We start from the raw sequence: 13327 nt of genomic DNA, 5'->3' as shown, positions 1-13327 counted from the left end.
CGCAATGCGGCAATATTGGCGGCCAGTTTCTCACGTGCATTATAAGCCATCGCCGCCTCCTTCCTGTAAATAATCGTCTATGGCGGTGATCACCGCGTAGCGCAATAAACGGCTGTCGTCTGCCTCATGCCAGCCGAATTCCTTTAGGGTAATTTCACAGGCCGCGCAGATATTGAGCAATTCATAGCGGATAGTTCCGGCTTCATGAAAGCGGAGCCAGTGTCCATGAAAATCCGCTTCCAAAACATCTTCGAGAAAATCGAACGGAGATAAGGGCAAGGTTTCAGCAAGGCTGTCTATGCTGTCAAAATCCGCCAAATATGCTGCAACAGCATTTTCTTCCTGCAGACGGATATAAAAGGCAGGGTCAAGCCGCGCCAGCGCGGCTGCCAGGCGAAATGTAGGTTCTGCCATAATTTTAGGATTAGGCCCGCCTATCTTGGAAAGACGTCGGCGTGAAGCAGGTCCTTATAATCAGCTTTCAGGGTCAGGGTACGTCCTGACAACTGTTTTTCACTGAGGCCGATACAAAAAACCTTGTTCCCCGGAAATGTCAGTTTTTTGAATACAAAAATGTTACGGTAGTATTTATTGAACGCAGGAATATCCTGTAGCACAAAAAAGGGTTTGACCTCGACCGATTGTACGGTGCTGGCCTTTGTTACTTTTTTATCCTCGATACTAAAGTGTAACTGGTCGATCGTATAGGGCAACCGTGTTTTGTTTCGAAATCCGATGTCCAGGAAAATATAATCGTCAAGCGTATAGATATGATAAAGAAAACCCAGAAGATCAAATGCTTTTACCTTTTCGGCGGGATCGTCCGGCCTCATCGACAATAAGCGCAGGGCGTTGGCTTTCAGTTCGGGTTGTGAAAGGCCTATATCGGGATTATCCAAAGGCCGGCAATCTGACGGCTCAACGGCTATTTCAGTCTGTACCGTCCCATCATGATCGTCCTGGCAGGGAACGATGCGATACTGTGCAATAAACTTTTCACCGGTGATCGTAACAACGGCGTCGTTAAAGCGCGTGATAGAATCGTGCGTATGTATGCGCAGGATGTTCGGCACCGGAAGGTCACCGGAAATAGCCTTTACGGAAATATCCACAAAGCGGATCGGCTCGGGTGAAACAAAGTGGACAGATACGTTTCCGGGCAGATAAACGACCGGCAGGTCGCGTTTTTTGAGCTGGGCAAAGCCTTGCCCTGCTGCCGTGATAATGACGGCAAGCAATAACAAATATTTTTTCATGTTAACGGTTATTTTGAATGGTTTGCGGATCGACCAGGTACACATAAGTACCGTATTTGATCTTCGCCTTGTTCTTGCGGATAGCGCCCGCAATGGCTGAAGAAGTGGATTGAAATATCTTATCCATAGAACTCATAAGCAGTTGGTTTCCGGCGCTGCCGGATTCTATACTTACGCCCTGCATGGTATTACCACTCAGGTCTTTTGTGAAGTCACGGAATGCAGATGCAGGAACGTACAGCCCTAAAATCCCATCCTGGTCATACACAGAGAGTTTTACCGGCAGTATCTGACCGGCTGACAGCACGGAATTGATCACAAAGGTTACCCTTTGCTGGGTAAACCCGTTGACAAGACCATAAAGCATACTTCCTTTAGGGATCAGGTTTTTCCCTGCCCAGATATCTTCCATTAAGCGCAACCGGATACGCGATCCGGCATAAGCGGTTACATCCTCATCGATGATAGCGGAGATCAGCTCACTGTGTTCATCCGGCTTGATGGTATTGAAATCACCGCTGCCTTCAGGCGCTTTGCGTACTTCCAGGGCCACGGGCTGTCCGGCAAGTGCTTTAACTTTGGCCTGTTGTTTTTCCCGTTCCGATCTGAGCGCAGGGTCATTTGCTTTTTGCATGCTGTCCACATAGGCCATCTGCTGCTTAAAGACCGCCATAGGGTCTTTTTCCCGTTCGGCAGCGTTGCTGCCAGCATAACTTGCAGGAGCTGTTTTTGCTTTTCGTTGTGCAGCCAGCGCATTTAAGGCAGCGGTTACCTGCCTGTCTTGAACGGAGGCTCCCTGTTTGGCGGGAGGCGCAGTCATGCCGGAACTGAAACGGGCTTTCATAGCGCGGTCAATGGAATCCAGTTGCATGCGCTGTTTATCGGAATAACCCGCTGACAACTTGGTTCCGGCGGTTTCGTCATTGGTGACCGGCGACACTGCCGTCAGGCCGTCGCTTTCCTTATAGGTGTTCCGGAAAGCGTCCAGCTTATCGGAGAGGGCACTTTTTTTAACGTGTGCCGAAACGTCGCCCACATTGCCTTGAATAGCTGCCGGCTGGTTTACCGACCCTTTTTCTTTCGCCTTTCCATGAAATACATAAAAGAACAGGCATAAAAAGGGTAGCAATATCAACGGCACGATGTAGCGCGGCTGTTTAAAATTGATTTGCATAAATTAATGAATTTGATGTTGAATAGCGGCCAGGGAATCCAAATCCCGTTCAAGCCGCAGACTGTCCGCAGGTGATATTTTGCCTTTGGCAAGGATGGCTTCTACTTCCTGTTTCAGCCCAAGGGTCTGTTTTAAAGCGGAACCTGTTTCCAGTATCCGGGAAAAGCCGTCATCCAGCGGATGCGGGCTTTTAACCGGGTTCGCGTTGTGGTGAGGTGCAGCCGAACCTGAACGCGGCCCCTGGGCGGGATGGTGAAATACCGTGAAAGACAAGGCTACCGAAAGTATCAGCAATGCAACCATACTGCCAAAAATGGTCTTCGGATGGTTCGCGCAGAAGTGGCCGAAGCTTGTTCCTGCCTGTTCAAAATAGCTGCCGAATTCCTGGCGCAGCGATTTCCATAATGTTTCACCGGGATCTCTGTTAGAATGAATTCTTTTGAACATCGGAAAGGTCTTTATTTTCAAGGGTTTTCCAGCCGGTGATCAGCACACCGTGCGGGTTATTGTCGCTACGCGGAATATCCTTCAGGTAGCCTTCGGTGACCAGGGAGCGGGTCAGCGTGGAGCTGCGCCGGTCGATCTTCAGTTTACCATAATACCGGAAATAGTGCCTTGGCATATCCAGTACGATAGAGTCGGTTTGCAGCGTCAATACCGAACTGGAGGACAGTATAGAGGTAAAAAACCCTTTTTCCTTCAGGTCGTCATACTCGCGGGCGCCGGATTCGTCGATCAGGTACATCGCCTTTTTTAGCTGGTATTCGATGTACTTGTCATCGGGCGTCAGTGAAAAAAACAGGGAATGGAAAAGGTCAACGTGCGCCCTGTATTCCGCAGGCCTGTTCACCTGCATATCCGTCTGCTTCGCTAATATGGGCACATTATTGTCCAGTATGTACACACTTTGACGTGCATTGGCTACCTGCTTGAATGCGAAAATGGATACGATGCCGCTGATGACCACGGAGCAGATGAGGCTGCCCAAAGCAACGACAGTCGCAAGCCGTATCTTGGCTTCGATATTTTTAATAAGCATGAAAAGTTTTGATTTTACAGCATGGCGCCGCCGGCCTTCCGGGCGGCCATCACCACCATCGAGGCGTTGCGGCCAAATGCTGAAGAAGCTGAGCTGATCCCTGACGTGGAAATGATCCAGGTTGAGATCGATGGCACCGTGAACATACAAACGGCACCGATAAAAAAGACTACGATAACTTCGCCGAAAGAAAGCACGCCGTTTCCTGCGAATACCGCGAATTTAGACATCAGGCCGCTTGCTCCCGGACGAAGCAGCTCCTGGTACTTGCTGATCTCTGAAGACAGCGCATATTTCTGCATCAAAGCGCAGAGATACATGATCAGGTAGGCAATTCCGGTATAGAGGTTCACGGAAACGAACCTGGCCACCCAGGTTGAAAAGCTATCCCGGAATGCGGGCAGAATACTGACCGCGACCGCAAATGGCCCGAGAATGATCAGGACGCTCGAATAGATAATCTGGATCATGAATATGATGTACGTGGCGATTCTCAATATCCAGATACCCGCCAGTTCTAAAATCTGCGTCATTAATAATTGAATGCTTATCTGAAGACGGGCTTTGAGTTCCATCAATGGGGCGACAACGGTTGAAATACCTTCCTTAACGGTCGATGTGACTGCATCCCAGGCTTTACCATACCATGTATCCGACTCTTTAGCTGCCACTTCAGTTTGGGCCTGGAAGGTATACAGCGAATCTGCTACCTGCTTCATCAAATCTGCGCGTTGAAACCGGAGCTGGTTGACATTATCCTGTTCCGAAGCGAACATCTGCTGAGTTTCATTGGCCACTAAGTCGGTAGGAAAGGCGACCATTCTGGCAAACCCGCCCCACCAGAGAATGACCATAGCCAGGCCAAAGGGCCTTAAAAGGGGCATTACCTCTAATTTCTTATCTCCGGCCATCATTTCGTAACTTTTAACCGCAAAAAATATAATCATAAAAATGGCGGCCAGCGCTTTGGCATCGGTAATGAACAAGTCAAAGTTCGCCCATATCGAATCTTTCAGGCCGGTCAGGAATGTCATCATTCCCGACTCATAAACGCCGTCCCCCTGGAGAAATTCCAGGGACTTTCCATAAGTGGTATCCTGCGCGAAGCAGCTAACGCTAATTACGCATAGGATAATCATTAATAATAATTTCTTTTTCATCAGTACTGTCTTTCTGCCAATACTTTTTTGGCCAGTTGCACATCGGTGTCCGGCGTCCAGTCCGTTGTAATTACGGGCATGCTCTTGACTTTAGCCTGCTGGCTAACCATGCGGATATTTTTCTGCGCAGTTGCAACGCGTGTTGCCCATGTTGCTGCCAGTGTCCGGTACTCTTTCAGGTAGCGGTAATAGGCCATAATGCGCGATCCCCGATCCATATCCGTTGTTCGGGCTGCGTTAATGCGCTCTTTCAACATGGCCAGTTCATTCTCGTACCATGGGAGCAACCCTTCTGAAATGACCGCTGTCCTGACCTGTGAGGGTAATGGCGCCAGTATCGTTTCATCGGAATAATTGAGAACGGGCGCCAGTTCCTGGCGGTAGTACAACAGCCAAAGGGGGTCGGCATCGGATAACAGCCCGGATTGTTCCGTAATGGAAGTTAAGGCGGTATTCCTGATGGTATCAGAATTTAATTTATAGCTGTTGTCTACCGAATTCATCGTGCCGACGAGTGCCAGACGTTGCGTTTGTGGCCCTGTAGCTGATAAAGGTCGCAGGTCGGTCTTATGGTAGTTCGGCTCAAACAGCCCCCAGGTCAGCCAGTAATAAGGGTTCAGGCTGAGGAAGCCCGCTTTTGGGGTGAACTTATTCTGGTCCCATTGCAGGTACACCATGCGTTCCTCCTGGTAGCGAACACTTTCATCACTGACCACCCTTTGCGCGCAGGCGCGCAGGGCGAACAGCGGGGTAAGGATCATTAATAGGATAAATTTCATTTGTTTAAAAATTTTGCGTTTTGAATGATCTGCGCGGCAAAAGCGCGATCTTTGTTAATATAGCTGGCGAAGGGGTTCAAGGTTTTCAATACCCCGCGCTCTTTGGCCCAATACATCGCTTTCCAGGTACCATAAGCCATGCCATCCAGTATCTGCAACTGCTGGACGACCCTGCGCAGCAACTGGTCGCGGCCGTTATAATCGGCAAGGACATTTCCATCTGATTTGAGGATAAAACCGGATATATCGCTCACCATGGCGGTAGCTTTCGGCCCGAACTCGTTCTGAATTTTTACGGTTACCAATAAAAGCAGGGGATCATCTTTAGCCAGCATCATGCTTTCGTTTAGGTAATAGATGATGTCTGTAGTTGTACGGGCAATTTGTTTGGCCATGAGGCCATCCTTTAAGACGGAGTTTACGTTCGCCAGGGCATTGTAAATAAGGGTTTGTGCTGCAACCACCGACGATTCGTTGGCGTTAATGGTATTTACGTTGTCGTTTATCTTTTTAAGATAATCCTGATGAGTGCCTTCGGCGGCCATCCGGACGGCTTGATTTTCCTGGACAACCAACAAGTGCTGCGGGTCAATAACCATTTCCTGCGCCATCGCGACCGAGTATAAAAAGCCGAAAGCCAATAGCAGAAAAGCTTTCATCGCTTTAAATATTTGGCATTGGTCAGAATGTTGCTGATCATGTGCTGATCTTCATAGACAAAATCGTCAAAAGGATTCAGGTGATGCAAAAGCGAAGCCAGCGTGCCAAACTGTACATTACGCACCAGGCGGTTGCTCATGTCTTGTATCTTGCTAAGTTCGCTGATCACATAATCAAAAAGCAGCTTGCGGTCGGACGATTTCATTTGATTGACGTCCCCGATTGAAATGATCAGACCTGCCAGGTAGCGGATGAGCATCTGAGATTGTTCGGCAAAATCGATTTCGGTCTGGTAGGCCAAAGCGATGATCGCGGGATTTTTTTGAGCCAGCTGATAAAGTTGCGATTGCGAACTGATGATACTATTGACCATCGGTTCAGCCTCTATGCCGACGTTAGCGGCGCTGATCGCCGTACCAAGGGTAGAGTACCGGGTTTGCAGCGTCCGGTACATATCCTTGATCTTACCGAGCATAGTTTTATTGGCCGTTTCTGTCGAGGTGACCGTTGTCTGTTTATCCCGAGCGTTGGTTTGGAGCGTATGTTCCGATTTGGAATAGGAAACCAGTTGTAAAAGTTCCGGGATGTCGAGTACCTTTCCCTGGCCGTAAGATAGCACCGATGTCGAAAGGCAAAAAGCTGTTAACAGCAAATATTTGATGGTCATGAATTAAGGGTTAGAGAATGTGGGCTGGTCGCCATATTGGTCCCAGCCTTGCCGGGCCTGCCTGCTCAAGACACTTATACATAGGCCTTCGGGTAATACCCGGTATTGTTCAGCGATGCAAGTATTTCGCTTCACTGATCACGGAGTTGGCAATACGCACATCTTCACTCTGCCACGTTGACCATGGATTGATTGATGCCCAAATGCCGCGCATCTGGGCCCAGTACATGGCGCGCTGCATCCCGTAGGCGAGGCCGCGTAGCGCGTGCATTTCGGTAACAATGTGGTTAAGCAGTTTTCCGCGTTCGGAGCTGTCCATGAGATTATCGCTGCCGCCACGCAATACATAGGCAGACACATCGGTTGCAAGGCCTACGGCACGTTTTTCAAAATCCTGCGCCCCCTGCTGGGCAAACAAGAGCAGGACGGGGTTGCTGCGTGCGGTCTGTATTGCCTTTTCAACGTCGCTGACAATATCGGAGCCGGTTTCAGCGATATCTTTAATGGAATACAGGTTATTGATCACGGATGCTACTTCAGACAAGCCTTTATAGATCTTGTTCTGCAAGTTATTGACAATAACCAATTGCCCGCTGACGGCAAGCTGTGCGGTCTGTATCGCCGTTAATTTATTATTGGTATTGTTCAACTGACTGTTAATGATAGCGCTGTTTGCCAGCATGGCGCCGGATGTCACAGGGTCAACGACCAGTTCCTGCGCATAAGATGCCGCAGAAAGTAAAAGGCCGGATATGAAGAGCACTAATGTTTTCATGTTATAAGCGTTAATGGTTTATTGTAAAGATTGATCTTTTGAATAAAGTCACCAGGAGATATGCCGGAGTTATCCAGGTCTGAAAGGAAAGCGTCCAGTGCGGCCGGATAGGAGCCGTAATGGTGAAAGTAAATCTGAACCGCATTCTTTTCAGGTTTTTCCGTTGTATATACATAATATTGATGCCGGCTCACTTCAACGCCGTAAACCTCGCCGACTGAACCCCGGCGGATGTAAACCTCGTTAAACCGCGCACGGTTATCCCGGTTATCCAGTTGGTTGATGGTGAAAATCTTCCGTTGTTCGGTCGGGGAAATAGAAAGCACTTTCCCGATCTCGCCATAATTATCCCTGAATTTACGTTGGTCAAGCAGGATTACCGTGTCGGAGTTGTTTATGATACTGTCTTTAACAACCGGGTTGCTGATAATATCTGAAAGCTCCTGTGTCACTTCAATTACCTCTCCCCAGAATTTGCGGACGGTTTTGTTCAGGTACAATAAAAAAGAACTCATGATCGGCGACATCAGGGCTCGCCAGGCTTCTTCGAGAATCAGTACTTTCCGCTGATTTTTACGGTTACGCATCTTTTGGATAAAGACATCCATAATGATGAGCGTAACTATGGGTAGTAATACGGCATTATCCTGTAAAGCGTCAATTTCATATACGATGAACGGCTCGTTAAGCAGGGATTGATCACCGGCTTCGTTCAGGATGCTTTCATATTCTCCGCCATGGTAAAACTTTTTGAGCACATAACGAAACTCATCAAGGTCGAAGGGAATACGTTCCTCGCTTTTGATCTCGGGTATCTTATTAAGAGCGAACTCATAAAAGCTATTGAAGGAAAGATCGATCGCTGATGCTTCGCTAAATGCGATCGCGTAATATCCGCTTACTGTAGCCGTCAACACGTCTCGTTCGATCGTTGATACCGATCCGCCGGCGCCTTTCCAGAGCAGCGCGATCAGGGTAACCAGGTTATCCTTTTTTTCCAGGCTGTACTCATCTTCGGTGATCAGGAAAGGATTCATCGTTATTGGGCGCTCATCTGACCAGGTAATATATTTACCACCGTAATAAGCGCATAGCCCTGAGTAGGAATGGCCTACATCAACGATCACCACATCGACGTTAAACAGCAGATATTGCTCTACTAACGAATTCATAAAAAAAGACTTACCTGAACCGCTGGGCCCTAATACGAACTTATTCCTGTTATTAATGCGTCCCGTGCGCATGGGAAGGTCGGCAGGGTCGATAGCCACCGGGATGCCTTTGCGGTCGGTTAGCCTGATGCGGAAGGATGAGGGTTCGTCTTCCATCGGCCGCTCCTTGAAAAAAAGGCAAAGCGCGGCGTCGCTTGTCGTCAGGAACCAATCGTAATTACGCAGTTCGACACCATTTCCTGGCATCGCGGCCCGGAATAACTCTAATTGGTTATAGGCGTTCTGGTTGGGGATGATGGCCAGCTGAAACAAGGCGCTTTCAATGAAATTCACTGATCGCTGTATATCTGTTGCGGATGCAGTCAGGATGATGCTGTAATGCACATTGACAAGCAACTGTCCATTCCGTGCAACGTCTTTGAGCAATTGATCGATATCCTCTACGCAAAGCAGGTTCGCGGGGTCAGGAATACCGGAATGACGCTTGCGCTTAACTTCCAATTTGGTAAGTAATGCCTGCTGTGCAGGAATTTCGATTACCTGGTTATAGAGGATCGCTTCAAATGCCGGAACCTTATGCAGGAACGAAAGTAAATCAACCGGAAAGCCGCGTACGGCCTCATTTTCGTTAAGTTCGGTAAACGTTCCGATCTCCGAAGGCATATCCACGTTTTCGCTGTTTACCAGGGAAATGCAACGTATCGACCGGTCACCCATTAATATTTCGGTATCCGTAGGCTTAAAATTGTTAAGGGAAAATGGCGCACTGCCAAATCGCATGGCCAGCACGCGGCGAACGAGATTGCTGATCGCCGCTTCCTCTAATAGTACCGGATCACATTTGGCGGCTTTCAGTACATCGCAAACCTTGTGAACAACTGTGCGGAAATCCCTTATCTGTTTGGGGTCGTATACATAAAAACGCCCTTTTTTAACCAGCCTGGTGATGGTCAGGTAGGTGTCGATCCGTAATGCTGCCCGTCCTGCAAAATGTGCATTAAACTTTTGTTGCAGGTATTCTGCCGCAGGCGGCGGGTTGAACGGATCTTTGTGTAAAATATCCTGCTTTTGCAGCAAATAGCCGTCGCCGAGAATTTTGATAATACCGGTCAGCAGGTTATGAAACTCGTCGTAATCTCCTGCTGCTGCCGAATGCTGAATAACGGGGTTTTTCATGGCAATGACCACCGAAAATTCGCCGCTTGCGCCATACAGGATATCGAAGTCGTCACCGGCATCCACACCGATGTACGGCGTTTCAAACTTCCGGGCGTTCATAAATTGAGGGGGTAACGATGAAGATGCCTTTTTGCCGGGTCTTATTGTACAAGCCCTTTTTCTGGCGCGAGGCGATGTAGACGAGGCCGCCTACGATACAGCCGATCAATACGACCGTTCCAAGCCACATATTGATGACCGCCATCGTGACGGAGCCCAGAACAAGACCCGAAAGCACTGCTCCGATACCCCAGTAAATAAATTTACCCCGGAAACCCTTGTAAATAAGGGGCCGCGAGAGCCCCTTATAAACTGTAAATTTCCGTGCTGTCATAAACCGAAAAAGGCTTTGATGATCAGTGAGGAAAGCACTAAAAAGAGACACGAACCTCCCCATCCCATTAACTCCTTGTTAATGTCCTGGTCGCCCGAATTCCACTTCGAGTACACGCGGATACCGCCGACAATGCCGACGATACCGCCGATCACCAAGGTGATGTCAGTAACCGGGTCCACGTAGGTTTTCAGGTTGGAGGTTGCGGCATTAAGGCCATTGACGCCGCTTTGGGCAAATACGAAAATTGGGCTGACGATAAACGCCAGTACCCAAGCCAGCTTGCGCCGGATGTTTTTAAGCATGAAAAAAGCATAAAAGAATTTTTTGAAGCCGACTTAATGATTTCATGCGGCTAACTTGGAAATGGCTGGTTTTAGATGCCGAAAACGGCCTGACAGAATGCGCCGAGTAAAACCATAAACAAGGCGGAAAAGAACCAGGCAGCCACTTCAGCCGTGAAGCGTTCGCGGCCCATTTGTAAGTTGTGATAAATGCGCACGGCACCAATGATGCCAAGAATAGCGGCTAACACAAGTGACAGATCACGGGCCGAAAAAAAAGACTGCGTAAGGTCTGAACGGGCTTCCTGCATTTCGTTAATACCCGGCTGGCAAATGGCAGCGGAAGGCATCAACAGGAACAAGATCAGCAGCTTCTTCATTAGAAGGTCACCGACTGGTTGTAGGCGATCAGCTCTAACTTGGCAAGCTGAAACAGGTCTTTTACCCTGACCCCGCCAAGAGCGGAGGTCGCAACATCGCCTTTATCTTTTGAAGAAGGCACTGTTTTTTTTTCTTCTTGCGCTTCAGAAGCTACCTGCAATGGCGCTATGGTTTCTTCAAAGTGCAGTTCGGGAGCAGGTTCTTTTAAACCCGTTTGTTTTCTGCGCATGAGGTCCCATGCAATGTTCAATAAGTAATAGAATGCATACAGCGCGGCTAACCAGGAGATAAATTTGATCCAGGTCATAAGGTCATGTTTTGAATAAATTGTTTTATGATCGCTTTGAGTTCGGGGTTTCCCTCGAATAGCTGTTTAACGGCGAAGGCCACCAGGCGGGTGACATCGATCCCGGTTGCCATTTTAAAATGATTCAGGGTTCTCGCAGTTTTTTCATCAAACCGTACATGGACGAGGCTCTTGTGGTTTGAGTTATCATAGGCCCTGATCAGCTGTAGAATTTGAGCTTCTTCCGCATGGGTTTTCATTGCTTTTGCTGCCTTGGCCTGTTCTGCCTTTTCGGCTTGCGGCTGCGCGATACGGTTGCGTATCTCATCAGCCAGTGTGGTGATCTTTGTCATCGCATTAGCCATTGCCGTTTACAGACAGTTTTTGCTCTATTGTGTGATAGATCTGGTCAAAGACCGGGATAATGACCGGAAGAACAGGCAGCGGCGTCATGAAGGTGGTGACGCGCTGAAAGTCTATTCTGTCCGGGATCAATGGCGCCAGATCACCCAATTTAGATAGCTGTTTGTTCACCTCCTGCATTGTCTCATAGCGGACATTAGCTTTTACTCTGTTGGGTATGAAAATGATCGGGATCTCAGGATTGAGCTTGCGCAGCACGATAGCAAATAAAACCGTGGAATCGAAGCTAAATTCATCATAGGAGAACGGACAGATCAACAGATCCGCCGATCCGAAAACCGGCAATAGTCCGTCATCATCCAGTTTACCCGGAAGGTCGATGATGACCGCTTCATTTGGAGTTTGCATGATGGCGCTTTGCAATACAGGATAATGGGCCAGTTGAGCTGCCACGACATCGTATGGCGGTTTATTTTCCAGCACTTTCGCTTTTTCAAACTTTTGAGCAATGGATTGTTGATAATCCATGTCGATAAGAGTGACCTTCTGGTGTTTGACCAATGTCAAGAAGTTCGCAAGCAAAAGTGCGATCGTGCTCTTTCCGCACCCGCCTTTCTGGTTGCCGATTAGAATGTTCATGAAATTAAGATTAAATGTTAACGGGTGTTAGTACGCGCTTTTTTCTGCCTGCGCCTGCGCGGCCCGTGTATCTGCTGATCATCAATGTCGTTAGCCAGATACGGACGGAAATAAGTGAGTTGGGTGTTTTTTGCGCTATGGCCTGCTGTTTCCACTGTCTGACTCTCAGGTATGCCATGTTTTAAAACTGCGGAATCTGGTCCGACCAATACCGCCAGCTTCATGATCTCACTGCCTTTAAACACCCGCTGCTGCAGGTGATCAATGACGGTATAACCGTAAGGAGGTTTATTGCCCGACGCGTGAAAGACCAACTCGATACCGAATTCCTTTCTCAGGAAATCAGAAAGGTCGGATCGGAACGGGCCGGTCGGAGAAGTTCTTCCGCCTGAAAGGCTGACAATTGATCGTTCCGGAACGGCATTGTAGAAAGCCCGGTACTTATCAAATATCGCTTTCCAGCGAATGGCCTGTGATTTATCAGGGACGAATGCCGCAAGGCATTCATCTACGCGTTTTTCATTTATCGCAAAAAGCTGCCGTCCGAATTTATAGACCAGCAATTCACCATCTTTCTCGCGGACCTGATAACCCATGCCTTCCATTAAAAGCAGCACTTGTGCTTTTGTGGAACACTGGTATTGCAAGGCCTTTCCTGCATCCAACTGTGCCTGGTGTGCTTCGTCTTTTTGCAGCAAATGGTTTAGTTGGTTGACGGCCCTGCGGTATTCAAATGCACTGTCTATCTTCTTTCCGGCGCGGTCAACGCGTGTACTGACCATGTGCACATGGGATTGATCCGTATCCCGGTGATGAACTAAAATATAAGGCTGATCTTTATAGCCCATCCGGTCCAACCATTGTCCGGCAAGTTTTGCCAGCTTATCGTTATCAATGGCATGGTCAGGCGCTGAGATCATGGCATGAAATTGAGGCAGCCGTACATTGCGGTTGAGCCCCGACAGGACTTCGAGGTAATTGCGGTAATCTTCAGGCCGTACTTCATGCAAATGCCGTAAAGCTCCGAATCCTGAAACCTTCATTAAAGTCGCCTGGCCTTTGGCAATTTTATCGAAATTATAGGTTATCGCCTTAAAGGTGGCACCGGCCCGAAAGATTTTAACGATCATAGCATAACGC

General features: G+C 48.4%; 18 protein-coding genes. All 18 read right to left on the bottom strand.

Features of this window, described 5'->3' with window-relative positions:
- Positions 1–39: 39 nt before the first annotated feature.
- Positions 40–414 (bottom strand): hypothetical protein, encoded by a 375-nt coding sequence (locus G7092_RS01970; RefSeq protein WP_166085682.1) that lies wholly within the window; start codon positions 412–414, stop codon positions 40–42.
- 20 nt (positions 415–434) lie between these two features.
- Positions 435–1256, bottom strand: a complete 822-nt coding sequence (locus tag G7092_RS01965) for a DUF4138 domain-containing protein (RefSeq protein WP_235953757.1) — start codon at positions 1254–1256, stop codon at positions 435–437.
- Between the two features lies 1 nt (position 1257).
- The gene (traM, locus tag G7092_RS01960; RefSeq protein WP_166085678.1) at positions 1258–2430 is read right to left on the bottom strand and encodes a conjugative transposon protein TraM; all 1173 of its coding nucleotides are present in this window, start codon (positions 2428–2430) and stop codon (positions 1258–1260) included.
- A gap of 3 nt (positions 2431–2433) precedes the next feature.
- Complete coding sequence (locus tag G7092_RS01955) at positions 2434–2877, bottom strand: hypothetical protein (RefSeq protein WP_166085676.1); 444 nt, start codon at positions 2875–2877, stop codon at positions 2434–2436.
- On the bottom strand, positions 2855–3469 hold the full coding sequence (gene traK / locus G7092_RS01950) for a conjugative transposon protein TraK (protein WP_166085674.1): 615 nt from the start codon (positions 3467–3469) through the stop codon (positions 2855–2857). The genes G7092_RS01955 and traK overlap by 23 nt, the downstream gene beginning before the upstream one ends.
- Positions 3470–3483: 14 nt before the next feature.
- Positions 3484–4629 (bottom strand): TraJ family protein, encoded by a 1146-nt coding sequence (locus G7092_RS01945; RefSeq protein ID WP_166085672.1) that lies wholly within the window; start codon positions 4627–4629, stop codon positions 3484–3486.
- Positions 4629–5408, bottom strand: coding sequence for a hypothetical protein (locus G7092_RS01940; RefSeq protein ID WP_166085670.1), 780 nt, complete (start codon positions 5406–5408; stop codon positions 4629–4631). Before G7092_RS01940 ends, G7092_RS01945 begins: the two co-directional genes overlap by 1 nt.
- Positions 5405–6067 (bottom strand): hypothetical protein, encoded by a 663-nt coding sequence (locus G7092_RS01935; RefSeq protein ID WP_166085668.1) that lies wholly within the window; start codon positions 6065–6067, stop codon positions 5405–5407. The genes G7092_RS01940 and G7092_RS01935 overlap by 4 nt, the downstream gene beginning before the upstream one ends.
- Complete coding sequence (locus G7092_RS01930; RefSeq protein ID WP_166085666.1) at positions 6064–6735, bottom strand: hypothetical protein; 672 nt, start codon at positions 6733–6735, stop codon at positions 6064–6066. Before G7092_RS01930 ends, G7092_RS01935 begins: the two co-directional genes overlap by 4 nt.
- Before the next feature lie 109 nt (positions 6736–6844).
- Complete coding sequence (locus G7092_RS01925) at positions 6845–7510, bottom strand: hypothetical protein (RefSeq protein WP_166085664.1); 666 nt, start codon at positions 7508–7510, stop codon at positions 6845–6847.
- Positions 7507–9960 carry a TraG family conjugative transposon ATPase gene (locus G7092_RS01920; protein WP_166085662.1) on the bottom strand — a complete coding sequence of 818 codons (2454 nt, stop codon included), beginning with the start codon at positions 9958–9960 and terminating at the stop codon, positions 7507–7509. The genes G7092_RS01925 and G7092_RS01920 overlap by 4 nt, the downstream gene beginning before the upstream one ends.
- Positions 9941–10234: a plasmid transfer protein gene (locus G7092_RS01915; protein WP_166085660.1), complete on the bottom strand. Its 294-nt coding sequence runs from the start codon at positions 10232–10234 to the stop codon at positions 9941–9943. The genes G7092_RS01920 and G7092_RS01915 overlap by 20 nt, the downstream gene beginning before the upstream one ends.
- Positions 10231–10539, bottom strand: a complete 309-nt coding sequence (locus G7092_RS01910; RefSeq protein ID WP_166085658.1) for a DUF4134 domain-containing protein — start codon at positions 10537–10539, stop codon at positions 10231–10233. Before G7092_RS01910 ends, G7092_RS01915 begins: the two co-directional genes overlap by 4 nt.
- A gap of 71 nt (positions 10540–10610) precedes the next feature.
- Positions 10611–10898: a DUF4134 domain-containing protein gene (locus G7092_RS01905; protein ID WP_166085656.1), complete on the bottom strand. Its 288-nt coding sequence runs from the start codon at positions 10896–10898 to the stop codon at positions 10611–10613.
- Positions 10898–11206: a hypothetical protein gene (locus tag G7092_RS01900; protein ID WP_166085655.1), complete on the bottom strand. Its 309-nt coding sequence runs from the start codon at positions 11204–11206 to the stop codon at positions 10898–10900. The genes G7092_RS01905 and G7092_RS01900 overlap by 1 nt, the downstream gene beginning before the upstream one ends.
- Positions 11203–11538 (bottom strand): hypothetical protein, encoded by a 336-nt coding sequence (locus G7092_RS01895; RefSeq protein WP_166085653.1) that lies wholly within the window; start codon positions 11536–11538, stop codon positions 11203–11205. The genes G7092_RS01900 and G7092_RS01895 overlap by 4 nt, the downstream gene beginning before the upstream one ends.
- Positions 11539–11542: 4 nt before the next feature.
- Positions 11543–12187, bottom strand: a complete 645-nt coding sequence (locus G7092_RS01890; RefSeq protein ID WP_166085651.1) for a ParA family protein — start codon at positions 12185–12187, stop codon at positions 11543–11545.
- A 17-nt stretch (positions 12188–12204) separates the two neighbouring features.
- A complete protein-coding gene (locus tag G7092_RS01885; protein ID WP_166085649.1) occupies positions 12205–13317 on the bottom strand; it encodes a relaxase/mobilization nuclease domain-containing protein in 1113 nt (370 codons plus the stop codon).
- Between the last annotated feature and the right edge of the window lie 10 nt (positions 13318–13327).

The organism is Mucilaginibacter inviolabilis (assembly GCF_011089895.1).
In the GTDB taxonomy this organism is placed as follows: Bacteria; Bacteroidota; Bacteroidia; order Sphingobacteriales; family Sphingobacteriaceae; genus Mucilaginibacter; species Mucilaginibacter inviolabilis.
Note: the sequence above shows the minus strand (reverse complement) of the source record. Positions and strands in the feature narration are given on the sequence as shown.